The sequence below is a fragment of the Kluyvera sp. CHPC 1.2972 genome (assembly GCF_036759925.1).
In the GTDB taxonomy this organism is placed as follows: domain Bacteria; phylum Pseudomonadota; class Gammaproteobacteria; order Enterobacterales; family Enterobacteriaceae; genus Kluyvera.
Map to the genome: position 1 here is coordinate 1 of NZ_JAPKIB010000004.1, position 13,462 is coordinate 13,462.

12 protein-coding genes and 1 rRNA gene are annotated in these 13,462 nt (G+C 53.4%); 3 read left to right on the forward strand and 10 right to left on the reverse strand.

Annotated features, from left to right (window positions below; genetic code table 11):
• Positions 1-107 (forward strand): 5S ribosomal RNA (rrf, locus tag V6944_RS08280); the annotation flags it as partial.
• A 334-nt stretch (positions 108-441) separates the two neighbouring features.
• Here rrf and V6944_RS08285 read toward each other — a convergent pair.
• The 3 genes from V6944_RS08285 to V6944_RS08295 form a co-directional block, all read right to left on the reverse strand.
• Positions 442-663: a lipoprotein gene (locus tag V6944_RS08285; protein WP_035891258.1), complete on the reverse strand. Its 222-nt coding sequence runs from the start codon at positions 661-663 to the stop codon at positions 442-444.
• Between the two features lie 318 nt (positions 664-981).
• The gene (locus V6944_RS08290) at positions 982-4,092 is read right to left on the reverse strand and encodes an efflux RND transporter permease subunit (RefSeq protein ID WP_333498622.1); all 3,111 of its coding nucleotides are present in this window, start codon (positions 4,090-4,092) and stop codon (positions 982-984) included.
• 12 nt (positions 4,093-4,104) lie between these two features.
• A complete protein-coding gene (locus tag V6944_RS08295) occupies positions 4,105-5,244 on the reverse strand; it encodes an efflux RND transporter periplasmic adaptor subunit (RefSeq protein ID WP_333498623.1) in 1,140 nt (379 codons plus the stop codon).
• 361 nt (positions 5,245-5,605) lie between these two features.
• On the opposite strand from V6944_RS08295, the gene envR reads away from it, so the two are divergent.
• The gene (gene envR / locus V6944_RS08300) at positions 5,606-6,259 is read left to right on the forward strand and encodes an acrEF/envCD operon transcriptional regulator (protein WP_333498624.1); all 654 of its coding nucleotides are present in this window, start codon (positions 5,606-5,608) and stop codon (positions 6,257-6,259) included.
• A gap of 121 nt (positions 6,260-6,380) precedes the next feature.
• Positions 6,381-7,214: an MBL fold metallo-hydrolase gene (locus V6944_RS08305; protein ID WP_333498625.1), complete on the forward strand. Its 834-nt coding sequence runs from the start codon at positions 6,381-6,383 to the stop codon at positions 7,212-7,214.
• Positions 7,215-7,285: 71 nt separating this feature from the next.
• Here V6944_RS08305 and fis read toward each other — a convergent pair whose 3' ends face one another.
• The 7 genes from fis to accB all read right to left on the reverse strand — a co-directional run bounded on the left by fis (position 7,286) and on the right by accB (position 13,441).
• Positions 7,286-7,582, reverse strand: coding sequence for a DNA-binding transcriptional regulator Fis (gene fis / locus V6944_RS08310; protein WP_000462905.1), 297 nt, complete (start codon positions 7,580-7,582; stop codon positions 7,286-7,288).
• 23 nt (positions 7,583-7,605) lie between these two features.
• The gene (gene dusB, locus V6944_RS08315) at positions 7,606-8,571 is read right to left on the reverse strand and encodes a tRNA dihydrouridine synthase DusB (protein ID WP_333498626.1); all 966 of its coding nucleotides are present in this window, start codon (positions 8,569-8,571) and stop codon (positions 7,606-7,608) included.
• Between the two features lie 361 nt (positions 8,572-8,932).
• On the reverse strand, positions 8,933-9,814 hold the full coding sequence (gene prmA, locus V6944_RS08320; protein ID WP_333498627.1) for a 50S ribosomal protein L11 methyltransferase: 882 nt from the start codon (positions 9,812-9,814) through the stop codon (positions 8,933-8,935).
• Between the two features lie 11 nt (positions 9,815-9,825).
• The gene (gene panF / locus V6944_RS08325; RefSeq protein WP_333498628.1) at positions 9,826-11,277 is read right to left on the reverse strand and encodes a sodium/pantothenate symporter; all 1,452 of its coding nucleotides are present in this window, start codon (positions 11,275-11,277) and stop codon (positions 9,826-9,828) included.
• A complete protein-coding gene (locus V6944_RS08330) occupies positions 11,267-11,509 on the reverse strand; it encodes a YhdT family protein (protein ID WP_333498629.1) in 243 nt (80 codons plus the stop codon). The genes panF and V6944_RS08330 overlap by 11 nt, the downstream gene beginning before the upstream one ends.
• A 110-nt stretch (positions 11,510-11,619) precedes the next feature.
• On the reverse strand, positions 11,620-12,969 hold the full coding sequence (gene accC, locus V6944_RS08335) for an acetyl-CoA carboxylase biotin carboxylase subunit (protein ID WP_185669787.1): 1,350 nt from the start codon (positions 12,967-12,969) through the stop codon (positions 11,620-11,622).
• A gap of 10 nt (positions 12,970-12,979) precedes the next feature.
• Positions 12,980-13,441 carry an acetyl-CoA carboxylase biotin carboxyl carrier protein gene (accB, locus tag V6944_RS08340; protein ID WP_185669788.1) on the reverse strand — a complete coding sequence of 154 codons (462 nt, stop codon included), beginning with the start codon at positions 13,439-13,441 and terminating at the stop codon, positions 12,980-12,982.
• Between the last annotated feature and the right edge of the window lie 21 nt (positions 13,442-13,462).

Sequence of the window (13,462 nt, forward strand, 5' to 3'; positions counted from 1 at the left end):
TGTAGCGCGGTGGTCCCACCTGACCCCATGCCGAACTCAGAAGTGAAACGCCGTATCGCCGATGGTAGTGTGGGGTCTCCCCATGTGAGAGTAGGGAACTGCCAGACATCAATTAAAGTAAAAAAGCCCATCCTGACGGATGGGCTTTTTTACGTCTGCGGAAAATGAAAGTGCGGTGAACATCCCGGGGTCGCTGCTGTACGTCCGGCCTACAATAAAAAGTATTCCTGCCTCATTGAAGTATCCCTTTCGAAATAAACACGGTATTGAAAATAAGACATTACTCGCTATCTCTTTATTATGATTGGTAATTTAGATTACTGGCTGGAATTAAAAGGTGGGGGCTGAGTTGGTTAGAAATAAAAGCTATGCCTATGCTATTTCGACGCTGCCAATAAGTAAGGGAAAGGGCCAGAAAGCGGGCGCCTTCTGGCCGTTGTGTTATTTGGTCAGTGCAACGATACCCAATGTCAGACCTGCCAGAGCAGCTGCGCCACCGGCGATAGCACCTGCGGTTTCCCAGTTGTCCTGAGTGGTACCTTTCATACAGGTGTTGGTGTGAACCAGACGGCCCTGATCGTCATAAACGGGTACACAAGGTGAATCATGCGCACAGCCAGCGAGCAGCGTTGCCAGCAGTGTCACCAGAATAAATTTTTTCATGATGTTGCCTCTAAATAATCCGTTTCATTACGCCAGAAATATGCCGTATTACGGAATGGCTTATTTTATCACCTGCGCTATAGCCTATAGATAGGGGGATTTATCTCAATTTATGTGGTTCGTAAATATCGTGGAGAAGGGGGACTGAAAATGGCGAGATTATGTAGAAATGATGCAGAGGAAAATAACGAAATGATGAGCAGCGCAGCGTAACTGATGGCGTGGTGGTCTAACGCATTGAGCTTGCTGTACTAATCTTCATGACTAATCGGTAAAAAGAAAGGCGCCCATAGGCGCCTTTTATCATGAGTGATCGTGCTACTCAGAGTGTTTGGTAAAGCGACGTCTGACCACTACAAAGAATACCGGCACGAAGAAGATTGCCAGTAGTGTGGCGGTCAGCATCCCGCCCATTACGCCGGTACCGACGGCGTTCTGGGCCCCGCTACCCGCACCGTGGCTGATAACCAGCGGCATGACGCCGAGGATAAAGGCTAGAGACGTCATCAGAATCGGACGCAGACGCATACGTGATGCCTCAAGCGTGGCTTCGATGATGCCTTTCCCCTCTTTATCCATCAGATCCTTAGCAAACTCGACGATCAGAATGGCGTTCTTCGCCGATAGGCCGATGGTGGTCAACAGACCCACCTGGAAGTAAACGTCATTATTCAGGCCGCGCAACGAGGCAGCCAGCAGCGCACCGACAACGCCCAGTGGAACAACCAGCATAACGGAGAATGGAATCGACCAGCTCTCATAAAGCGCTGCCAGACACAGGAAGACGACGATCAGAGAGATGGCATACAGTGCAGGAGCCTGATTGCCGGACAGACGTTCCTGATAGGACATTCCCGTCCAGTCAAAGCCGATGCCAGAAGGCAGCTTACTGGCCAGTTGTTCCATCAGCGTCATTGCCTCACCGGTACTCTTACCCGGTGCCGCTTCACCGAGGATCTCCATGGATGGCAGACCGTTATAGCGTTCCAGACGCGGAGAGCCATACACCCAGCGTGAAGTGACAAAGGCAGAGAATGGCACCATCTCACCGTTTGAGCTGCGCACGTACATGTTGTTGACGTCGCTTGGCAGCATGCGGAATTTCGCGTCTGCCTGAACGTAGACCTTCTTCACGCGACCGTGGTCGATAAAGTCATTTACGTAGTAGCCGCCCAACGCCGCAGAAATAGTCTCGTTGATGTCAGACAGCGAAACGCCCAGCGCCTGCGCTTTTTCCTGATCGACATCGAGTTTGAACTGCGCGGTATCTTCGAGGCCGTTTGGACGCACACGAACCAGCTGATCCGGATGCTGCTGTACCATGCCAAGAAGCTGGTTACGCGCCTGAGTCAGTGCCGTATGGCCAAGGTTGCCCTGGTCAATCAGTTCAAAGTCGAACCCGGTCGCCGTACCCAGCTCGATAATCGCCGGCATGTTGAACGGGAAGACCATCGCATCTTTAATCTGACTGAAGGCCATAGTGGCACGCTTGATGACCGACTCTGCGCTGTTTTCATTGCCGCTACGTTCATCCCACGGTTTCAGACTGACGAACGCCATACCGGAGTTCTGTCCCTGGCCGCTGAAGCTAAAACCGTTAACCGTAAAGACGCTCTCAACGTTCGCCTTTTCGTTATTGAGGTAGTAGTGGGTCACCGTATCCAGCACCTTCTGGGTACGCTCCTGCGTCGCACCAGCCGGTAACTGTACCATGGTCAGGAACACGCCCTGGTCTTCATCCGGCAGGAATGAAGTTGGCAGGCGCATAAACAGTACCGCCATCCCCACCACGATCAGCAGGTAGATAAGCAGGTAGCGTCCGGTAGCGCGCAGAATACCGCTGACGCTATTGGTGTAGTGGTTAACGCTCTGATCAAATTTGTTGTTAAACCAGCCGAAGAATCCTTTCTTCTCATAGTGATCCGCAGAAGCGGGTCTCAGCAGCGTGGCGCACAGCGCTGGGGTGAGGATCAGGGCGACCAGTACCGACAGCGCCATGGCGGAAACGATGGTGATCGAGAACTGGCGATAGATAGCCCCGGTTGAGCCCCCGAAGAAGGCCATCGGTACGAATACCGCCGACAGCACCATCGCGATCCCAACCAGCGCACCCTGGATCTGCTCCATCGACTTCTCGGTGGCCTCGACGGGCGATAGCTTCTCCTCGACCATCACACGCTCGACGTTTTCCACCACCACGATGGCATCATCGACGAGCAGGCCTATCGCGAGCACCATCCCGAACATGGTTAGGGTGTTTATCGAGTAGCCGAACATCGACAGTACGGCAAAGGTTCCGAGAAGCACCACCGGTACCGCAATCGTCGGGATCAGGGTCGCGCGAATGTTCTGCAGGAACAGATACATGACGAGGAAGACGAGAATAATCGCCTCAAACAGCGTCTTAATCACTTCATGAATTGAGATGGTGACGAATGGCGTGGTGTCGTACGGATAGACCACCTTCATCCCCTGCGGGAAGAACGGCTGCAGCTCCGCGAGCTTGGCTTTGATCGCATTGGCGGTATCCAGCGCGTTCGCTCCGGTCGCCAGTTTGATCCCGAGACCTGATGCCGGCTTGCCGTTAATACGTGCAACCACGTTGTAGTTTTCACCGCCGAGCTCAATACGCGCGACGTCGCTCAGATGCACTACCGAGCCATCGGCGTTCACGCGCAGGGTCACTTTACCGAACTCAACCGGGTCTTTCAGACGCGTTTGCGCAATAATAGAGGCGTTCAACTGCTGGCCTTTCACCGCTGGCGTACCGCCCAGCTGGCCTGCCGCAATCTGATCGTTCTGTACCTGCAGTTGGTTGATAACGTCCACCGGCGTCAGGCTGTATTTGTTCAGCAGGTTGCCGTCGAGCCAGATACGCATCGCATATTGCGCACCAAAGAGCTGCACGTCGCCCACACCGTTCAGGCGACTAATAGGGTCCTTAACGTTAGAAGCGATATAGTCAGAAATATCGTCCTGTACGGTCGTTGGGTTATCAGAGATAAACCCGGCCACCATCAGGAAGCTGCTGCTCGACTTCTCGACGCTGATACCCTGCTGCTGTACTTCCTGCGGCAGTAGCGGCGTTGCCAGAGAGAGCTTGTTCTGCACCTGCACCTGGGCAATATCCGGATCGGTCCCTGACTTAAAGGTCAGGGTGATGGTCACGGAACCTGCCGAGTCACTGGTGGAGGACATGTACATCAGATTATCGATACCGTTCATGTTCTGTTCGATAACCTGGGTGACGGTATCCTGTACGGTTTGCGCATCAGCGCCCGGATAGGTCGCTGAAATAGCCACCGCAGGCGGGGCAATCGTCGGGTACTGGGCGATAGGCAGCTGTAGTATCGCCAGGCCGCCAGCAATCATCATGATGATGGCCAGAACCCAGGCAAACACCGGTCGATGGATAAAAAACTTAGACATTTAATCGGTACCTTATTGCGCAGCCGGAGCCGCGGTATCCTCTTCAGCCTTCACGGTGGCGCCTGGACGGACTTTCTGCAGCCCGCTGACGATGACTTTGTCGCCAGCTTTCAGGCCGCTGGTAATCAGCCACTGGTCGCCAACGGCCTGGGCCGCAACCACGCTACGCGTTTCCACCTGGTTCTTATCGTTAACCAATAGCACCGTTGCATCACCACGCGGTGTACGGGTCACACCCTGCTGCGGAACCAGCATAGCGTTTGGATTTACGCCTTCATCAATGCGAGCGCGAACGAACATCCCCGGTAGCAGCGCGTGCTGTGGGTTCGGGAAAATCGCCCGTAGGGTGATGGAGCCGGTGCTCTCATCGACGGTGACGTCGGAGAACTGTAGGGAACCTTTCAGCGCGTAAGGTTGGCCGTTTTCCATGAGTAGCTGAACGCTTTTCGCGTCGCCGCCCTGCTGCAGACTTTCTTGCTTGAGGCGCATAAAGTCGCTGCTGGATTGGGTTACATCAACGTAGATAGGGTCAAGTTGCTGCACCGTGGCCAGGGCATCAGACTGGCCGTTGGTTACCAGAGCGCCTTCGGTGACGCTGGATTTACCGATACGACCGGTAATCGGTGAGGTGACTTTGGTGTAGGCCAGATTAATGCGGGCGCTCTCTACGGCTGCTTTTGCTGCCATGACATCGGCATCGGCCTGACGTGCGGTAGCGACCGCCTGGTCATAGTCCTGCTGACTGATGTACTGGGTGCCCAACAGAGGGACATAGCGCTTCACCGTCAGGTGAGCGATAACCGCGGCGGCTTCCGCTTTGGTCTGGTCGCCCTTGGCGCTGTCATAGGCTGCCTGGTAGGTTGCCGGGTCAATTTGATAAAGAGATTGTCCAGCTTCTACGTCGCTACCTTCGACAAAGTTGCGTTTGAGAATAATGCCGCTGACCTGCGGGCGAACTTCAGCAACGCGAAACGCGGAGGTCCGACCCGGTAATTCTGTGGTGATGGACAATGGCGCGTTGTTCACGGTGTGAACGGTAACCTGAGGCATTGGCGCATGCGCTTGTTGGCTTCCAGAATTATCGCAGCCGCTAAGTAATGCCGCAGAGATAATTAAGCTGGATAAAAGTGTAACCCTGGCGTGACTCGTCATTGCTGTTCCTTATAGATTGATAGCCAGGTTTGACTAAAAATCTGTGAAAGAAAGGGTGAATAAAAAAAGCAGTTCGTTATCCTACAAATAAACATCGGTGGATGTAAGAGATAGTTATTTTTGGACAATCATCAAAGGCACGGAAACGCAAAAAAAGCAGGATTGGAGAATTTACTCAGAGGTGGAAAGAAAAAATATATTCACAATATGAATGTTAATTAATTTAAATATACATTTAATGGATTTATTGATTTTCAGCACTTATCAAACTTTTTGGTAAATATTAAGGCTAGTCTCAATGGTAAATTGAATTAAATTGATTTTCCATCCACCGCAAATTCTGCGGTAAGCGACACAGGCTATGGCCAGAAAAACGAAAGAAGAGGCGCTCAAGACGCGCCAGTTGCTGCTTGACTCGGCAATTGAGCAGTTTGCGCAGCGGGGAGTGAGTAACACTACGCTGACCGACATTGCTGATGCCGCAGGGATAACACGCGGCGCGGTTTATTGGCATTTTGCCAGTAAAAGCGAATTATTTAATGCGATGTGGGAAGAACAGCTTCCGCTGCGTGATTTAATTCATCATAAATTGATACAAACAAATAGCGCCAATCCGTTATTAAACTTAAGAAATAAATTTGTCGTCGGTTTGCAATATATTGCTGAAACGCCACGTCAGCGTGCCTTGATGCAGATTTTGTATCATAAGTGTGAATTTGGCAGCGATATGATACCGGAGCATGAAATCCGAGGGAAGATAGGTTTTAGCTACGATGCCATAAGAAATATATTGCAGTCCTGCGTACGTAACAGAATATTACCCGTTGATACAAATATTGAGATTGTATTGATCGTATTACATAGCGCATTTAGCGGTATTATCAAAAACTGGCTAATGAGCCCTCAGCCGTTCGATCTCTACCAGCAGGCTCCGCTACTGGTCGACAATATTATGGCAACCATCTGCGCCCAAAGTCTGTGGGCTACCCGGCCTGCGCTGGTCGTTAATCAGTAACCGCCCGTCCTTTCAGGCAGGGAAGCCTGAAGATAATTCATCTGGCTCTGCTTCCGCTGTCCTCTGCTTTCAGCTTCTGTCATCTTATTCTTCTACTCATCATCCCCGTAACGAGTTGTTTATGAACGTGATTTCCCGTCAGATTGGCGACTTTCTGGTGACGCCGCTCAGCGACGATAATATGGCAGCGAGTCTTGAACTCCTGTCCGGTATTAGCACGACAGAAGCCGGGGAGATCCAGCGCCAGGCAGGGATTACCGACCCTGGAAATCTGCATATCTACGGTTATCTTATCCGCGGGCGCGGCCGAATGATTCTGGTGGATTCTGGAACGGGTGGGGTCAATAACGTGGGTGGGCAGCTGAAAGCTAATTTACAGGGTGCAGGTGTCCAGCCTGAAGCGGTGGATACGGTGTTGCTGACCCATGCCCATCCTGACCATCTGGGGGGCTTGCTGGACGAGGAGGGCCTGATGGTTTATCCCAACGCCGAACTCTATCTACATCCGCTTGAGAAGGCATTCTGGCTGGACGATGCGCGATTTGCGCAGGCCAATGAACGTCAGCAGCGTAACTTTACTCGTGCGCGTCAAACGCTCGCGGCCTACGGCGAGCGTGTGCACTTGTTGAGTGATGCGCCGATTATCGAGGGAATTCATCCTGTCCCTTTGCCTGGACACACGCCGGGGCATACGGGCTTCAGAATGGATACTCCGGAGGCCAGCCTGATTATCTGGGGCGATATTGTCCATTTCCCCTATATTCAGACCGCGCATCCTGAGGTGAGTATCGCTTTCGATATTGATGGCGAACAGGCGGAAGCATCGCGTAAACGTATTCTGGCGCAGGCTGCTGCGGAAAAGTGGCTGGTGGCGGGGATGCACTTTGGTGGGTCAGGCTTTGCGCGGGTGATACCAGAGGCTCAGGGCTACCGCATCGTCTACGCTGAGGCGTAAAACAGGCAATAAAAAAGGCGCTTCCCCATGCCGAGTAGCGCCTTCAAAATCAAGCAATTAACTGATTAGTATCAGTTCATGCCGTATTTTTTCAGTTTCTTACGCAGAGTACCGCGGTTGATGCCCATCATCAGGGCTGCGCGGGTCTGGTTACCACGGGTGTATTGCATCACCATGTCCAACAGGGGCTGTTCTACTTCAGCCAGTACCAGCTCATACAGGTCATTAACGTCCTGACCATTCAATTGAGCAAAATAGTTCTTCAGTGCCTGTTTAACCGAGTCACGCAGGGGTTTTTGGGTTACCTGATCCTGAGAGTTAACGGTAGAAACGGTCAGTACGTCAGAATTTACGCGTTGTTCGAACATAGTTCTGTCAGCTCTTTATTTCATTACGCAAGATTTTCGAAGTATGCCTCCAACGCCTCCAGCTGTACGCTGGCATCCTCTATGGCGTTGAATGTGCGCCGAAACTGGTCATTTGGAGCGTGTTCCTGGAGATACCAGGATACGTGTTTACGCGCAATTCGGTACCCTTTTGCCTGACCATAAAAGTCATGCAGTTCCCGAACATGCGCACAAAGCAAGCGCTTAACCTCTGCCAGTGGCAGTGGGGCAAGCAGCTCCCCAGTGTCCAGATAATGCTGGATTTCCCGAAAGATCCAGGGTCTTCCCTGAGCGGCACGGCCTATCATCAGGGCATCAGCCCCCGTATAGTCGAGTACAGCTCTGGCTTTAAGCGGGTCAGTAATGTCACCATTCGCGATAACCGGAATGGAAACTTTCTGCTTAACTGCCCGAATGCTGTCATATTCAGCTTCACCATTGAACAAACAGGCGCGTGTGCGTCCATGAATGGTCAGGGCCTGAATGCCACAGTCTTCGGCCAGTTGGGCAATCTCTATACAGTTACGGTGTTCCGGAGCCCAGCCAGTGCGAATCTTGAGTGTGACAGGAACGTCCACCGCCTTTACAACCGCGTTCAGGATAGCCTTCACCTGATCCGGGTATTGCAGTAGGGCTGAGCCTGCGAGCTTGCGATTCACCTTTTTTGCCGGACAGCCCATATTGATATCAATAATCTGGGCACCGCTTTCCACATTAATGCGGGCGGCTCCGGCCATCTCTTCAGGATCGCTACCGGCGATTTGCACGGTTCGAATTCCTGGTTCATCAACGTGCACCATACGTAAGCGAGATTTATCGCTCTCCCAGACCTGCGGGTTAGAGGACATCATCTCGGATACGGTTAATCCGGCTCCCATCTCGTAACACAACGTCCGGAATGGTCTGTCAGTAATGCCAGCCATTGGCGCTGCGATCAGTCGATTTCTGAGCTGGTGTTGTCCGATACGCATGAGTTAAGAAATGACCATACTGTGACTGCAAGGCGGCGTATATTACGCATTTTTTGCACGAGATGAAAGGCCAAACTTTGAGCAATCAGATGTTGTAGATCAATGAATCTCAGCCTTGAGAACGAATCAAAGATAAATATTTATATTAATCATGCTATTAAGTCTAAGTGGGTGATTTGTGCTCATTGAGAAAATCATAAAACTTCTCGTGATTTCTTACGTAATGGCGGTGAGATGATGACTAACTCGATGATTTAGTGAACAAAAATGAAGGAAGAAATGCGATCTTGCTCGCATTTATGGCGGGAAATGGAGAGCGGGTAGGGAGAAAATGCGGCCTACAGGCCGCATTGTGAGAGGATTATTTTTTTTGCCCGGTAATGCGACACCACTCTTCTTTCTCAACAACGGCGTCGAGGTCAAAGAGGTCGGCATAGGCTTCGCAGACGCTTTCCGCCTGGCTTGCCAGGATACCGGAAAGCCCCAGCAGGCCGCCTGTAACCGGCAGCACGCTGATTAACGGTGCCAGCTCGCGTAATGGGCCTGCCAGGATGTTAGCGACCACCACGTCGGCTTTCATGGCTTCTGGCTGGTCCTGCGGCAGATACAGCTCCAGACGTTCGGAAACGCCGTTGCGCTGAGCGTTGTCGCGGCTGGCCTGAATCGCCTGCGGATCGATATCGATCCCGATCGCTTTGGCGGCGCCCAGTTTCAGCGCGGCGATCGCGAGGATCCCGGAGCCACAGCCGAAGTCGATCACCGTCTTGCCGGTTAAATCCAGCCCGTCCAGCCACTGCAGGCACAGAGAGGTGGTTGGGTGCGTGCCGGTACCGAAGGCCAGGCCTGGATCGAGCATCACGTTAACGGCGTTAACGTCCGGCACATCGCGCCAGCTTGGGCAGATCCACAGACGCTCGCCGAAACGCATCGGGTGGAAGTTATCCATCCACTCGCGCTCCCAGTCTTTATCCTCTAGCTGCTCAATCTTGTGGGCAAAACCTTCGCCCAGCAGCGGATGCTGCTCCAGGATGGCAACCACTTCTTTCATGTCGGTTTCTGCGTCGAACAGGCCGATAACGTCGGTATCGCCCCACAGACGCGTTTCACCCGGCAGCGGCTCAAAGACCGGCGTGTCATGCGTATCCTGGAAGGTAATGGAGACCGAACCGGCTTCCATCAGCGCATCGCTAAGATCTTCGGCATTGGCGCCGGTTGTGTTCAGTTTCAGTTGGATCCACGGCATGGCAAAACTCTTTATTTATCAGAAGAAATGACGGCAGCCTGTACGACGGGTTGACCAAAACGGTTCCCGACGACAAACGCCAGCAAACTTAGCAGTAACGAGGGCACAATTGGATGGAAGCCCAGGTACTGAACGTTAAACGTGGCCAATACGGCGTACAGTACGCCGCCGACAATCATCGCGCTTAGCGCCCCGGCAGCGTTCGCACGCTCCCAGTACAGGCCGAGCACTAATGGCCACAGGAATACGGCTTCCAGCCCGCCAAAGGCGAGCAGGTTCAGCCAGATAATCATCTCTGGCGGACGCCAGGCGGCAAGCATCATCAGAATACCGAGCACCAGCGTCGTCCAGGTGGAGATGCGCTTAATGCGGTGCTCATTACGAATTTTAGTCGGGCTCGCGCTGAGCCACAGATCTTTAATGATGGTCGCCGACGCTTGCAGTAAGTGGGCGTTCACGTTCGACATAATAGCGGCCATCGGCGCGGCAAGGAACAGGCCAGCCGCCCATGGCGGTAATACCTGCACCATCAGCGTCGGGATCACCAGATCCGGCACGGTCAGGTGCGGCAGCACGGCACGGCCCAGCGCGCCTGCCAGATGCATCCCCAGCATCAGCACCGCCACAACGATAGTGCCGATGATAATCCCGCGATGCACCGCCTTACTGTCTTTATACGAGATACAGCGAACGGCGGTATGCGGCAGGCCAATCACCCCGAAGCAGACCAGCACCCAGAAGGAGGTCATAAAGGTCGGCGTCAGGATGTCATCTGCGCCGTGCGGCGAGACCAGCTGCGGGTTAATCTGCTCCAGCGTATCCACTGCGTTATGCAGCCCGCCTGCGGCATGCACCACGCCAACCAGCAGCACGATGGTGCCAATCAGCATCACCATGCCCTGCATCGTGTCATTAAGCACGCTGGCGCGGAAGCCGCCGAAGGCGGTGTACAGAGCAATGGTAATGCCGAAGATCAGCAGACCGTTCTCATACTTAATGCCCGCCGCCGTCTCCAGCAGGCGCGCACCGCCGATAAACTGCACCGCAATCGCTCCGACGAAAGCCACCAACAGACTGATACTGGCAATCCATACCACCGCACGGTTTTGGTAGCGCGCCTGCAGCATGTCATTGAGGGTAATGGCGTTATAGCGTCGTGCCAGAATGGCGAACTTCTTACCGAGTACCCCCAGCGACAGCCAGATTGTCGGCACCTGGATCAGCGCCAGCAGTACCCAGCCCAGCCCGTATTTATAGGCGGCACCCGGCCCACCGATAAAGGAACTGGCGCTGATGTAGGTCGTCGTCAACGTCATGGCCAGCACAAAGCCGCCCATCGAGCGGCTGCCGAGGAAGTATTCGCTGAGGAAGGAACCCGTGCTGCGCTTACGCATGGCATACAGCGACAGGCCGAACACCACGAACAGGTAAAGCACGAGAACGATGATAATCTCAGTTTGCATCTTTATCCTCCAGCGGGATGTCGCGGAAGACAAAGCGGACCATCAGCCAGCACAGCAAAATAAAAACCAGCGGCATCAGCAGGCAGGCCATTTCAAACCAGTGCGGCAGGCCGGAGATACCCTGCGTGGAGTCAGGTAAGTAAGCACACGCTAACCACGCAGCAAGATAGAGAAGGGTTAGCCACAGCGCCCAGCGCGCCTCTTTATGGGCCTGAACAAAACGCTTGTCCATTTTTTGTCCCTTGTGGATGAAGAAAGCGGGGATTGTACCGCAAGGCAAAGATGAGGGGAGAGAAAAAGAAAAAAGGCCGGAAAATCCGGCCTTTTGCTGCGATAACAGGATTATTTTTCCTGTAATCCGAGTTTTTTCTCCAGATAGTGGATGTTGGTACCACCATGCTGGAAGTTCTCGTCGGCCATGATACGCATCTGCAGATCAACGTTGGTTTTGATACCGTCGATGATCAGTTCCTGCAGCGCATTCTTCATGCGAGCAATTGCCACGTCACGGGTCTCACCGTAGCAGATGAGTTTGCCGATCATTGAGTCATAGTACGGTGGTACGGTGTAGCCAGCGTAGATATGAGATTCCCAACGAACGCCAAAGCCGCCCGGCGCGTGGAAGCGGGTAATTTTACCCGGGCTTGGCAGGAAGGTGTCTGGGTCTTCGGCGTTGATACGGCATTCTACCGCATGGCCACGGACATGGACTTCTTCTTGCTTGATGGACAGCGGCTGACCGGCAGCGATACGCAGCTGCTCTTTGATAAGGTCAACGCCGGTGATCATCTCGGTAACCGGGTGCTCTACCTGGATACGGGTGTTCATTTCAATGAAGTAGAACTCGCCGTTTTCGAACAGGAACTCGAAAGTACCCGCGCCACGGTAGCCGATATCCACGCACGCTTTCGCGCAGCGTTCGCCGATGTAGCGACGCAGTTCCGGGGTAATGCCCGGTGCTGGTGCTTCTTCGACAACTTTCTGGTGACGACGCTGCATGGAGCAGTCACGTTCAGCCAGATAGATAGCGTTGCCCTGACCGTCAGCCAGTACCTGAATCTCGACGTGGCGAGGATTTTCCAGGTATTTTTCCATGTAAACCATGTCGTTGCTGAAAGCTGCTTTGGCTTCCGCTTTGGTCATGGCAATGGACTGCGCCAGGTCTGCGTCACTGCGCACTACGCGCATGCCGCGACCGCCGCCGCCGCCAGAGGCTTTGATGATAACCGGGTAGCCGATGCGTTTAGCATGCGCGCGGTTAACATCCATATCTTCGCCCAGCGGGCCGTCAGAGCCCGGCACGGTTGGTACGCCCGCTTTCTTCATGGCGGTGATCGCGGACACTTTGTCGCCCATCAGGCGGATAGTGTCGGCTTTCGGGCCGATGAAGATAAAGCCGGAACGTTCAACCTGCTCGGCAAAGTTGGCGTTCTCGGAGAGGAAGCCATAGCCTGGGTGAATCGCAACAGCCCCGGTGATCTCAGCAGCGCTGATAATAGCCGGGATGTTCAGATAGCTTTTTACGGACTGAGCCGGGCCAATACAGACCGTTTCATCCGCCAGCAGTACGTGTTTTAAATCGCGGTCCGCAGTGGAGTGCACAGCGACGGTCTTGATGCCCAGTTCTTTACAGGCACGAAGAATACGCAGTGCAATCTCGCCGCGGTTGGCGATGACAATTTTATCCAGCATCTTCGCCTCGTTACTCGATGACGACCAGAGGCTCGTCAAATTCAACTGGCTGACCGCTTTCTACCAGGATTGCTTTCACAGTCCCTGCTTTGTCAGCTTCGATCTGGTTCATCATTTTCATCGCTTCAACGATGCACAGGGTGTCGCCCACGTTAACTTTCTGACCAACTTCCACGAATGCTTTAGCATCCGGGCCTGGAGTGCGATAGAAAGTACCAACCATCGGGGAACGTACGATGTGACCACTGATTTCAGCTTTAGCCGGAGCTTCAGCTGCAGCTGGTGCAGCTGCTGCAACAGGTGCTTGCGCTTGCATGACAGGTGCTGCGTAGGCCTGCTGCATCACTGGAATACCGGTGTTTGGAGCTGAGCGGCTGATGCGCACTGACTCTTCACCTTCAGAAATTTCCAGTTCGTTGATGCCAGACTCTTCGACCAGCTCGATCAGTTTTTTAATCTTACGAATATCCATGAGTGGGTTCCGTACTCTTTG

What these genes read in the sequence shown, in the direction of transcription:
- V6944_RS08285 (WP_035891258.1), bottom strand. Translation starts at nt 663, where the DNA reads ATGAAAAAATTTATTCTGGTGACACTGCTGGCAACGCTGCTCGCTGGC.
- V6944_RS08290 (WP_333498622.1), bottom strand. Translation starts at nt 4,092, where the DNA reads ATGTCTAAGTTTTTTATCCATCGACCGGTGTTTGCCTGGGTTCTGGCC.
- V6944_RS08295 (WP_333498623.1), bottom strand. Translation starts at nt 5,244, where the DNA reads ATGACGAGTCACGCCAGGGTTACACTTTTATCCAGCTTAATTATCTCT.
- envR (WP_333498624.1), top strand. Translation starts at nt 5,606, where the DNA reads ATGGCCAGAAAAACGAAAGAAGAGGCGCTCAAGACGCGCCAGTTGCTG.
- V6944_RS08305 (WP_333498625.1), top strand. Translation starts at nt 6,381, where the DNA reads ATGAACGTGATTTCCCGTCAGATTGGCGACTTTCTGGTGACGCCGCTC.
- fis (WP_000462905.1), bottom strand. Translation starts at nt 7,582, where the DNA reads ATGTTCGAACAACGCGTAAATTCTGACGTACTGACCGTTTCTACCGTT.
- dusB (WP_333498626.1), bottom strand. Translation starts at nt 8,571, where the DNA reads ATGCGTATCGGACAACACCAGCTCAGAAATCGACTGATCGCAGCGCCA.
- prmA (WP_333498627.1), bottom strand. Translation starts at nt 9,814, where the DNA reads ATGCCGTGGATCCAACTGAAACTGAACACAACCGGCGCCAATGCCGAA.
- panF (WP_333498628.1), bottom strand. Translation starts at nt 11,277, where the DNA reads ATGCAAACTGAGATTATCATCGTTCTCGTGCTTTACCTGTTCGTGGTG.
- V6944_RS08330 (WP_333498629.1), bottom strand. Translation starts at nt 11,509, where the DNA reads ATGGACAAGCGTTTTGTTCAGGCCCATAAAGAGGCGCGCTGGGCGCTG.
- accC (WP_185669787.1), bottom strand. Translation starts at nt 12,969, where the DNA reads ATGCTGGATAAAATTGTCATCGCCAACCGCGGCGAGATTGCACTGCGT.
- accB (WP_185669788.1), bottom strand. Translation starts at nt 13,441, where the DNA reads ATGGATATTCGTAAGATTAAAAAACTGATCGAGCTGGTCGAAGAGTCT.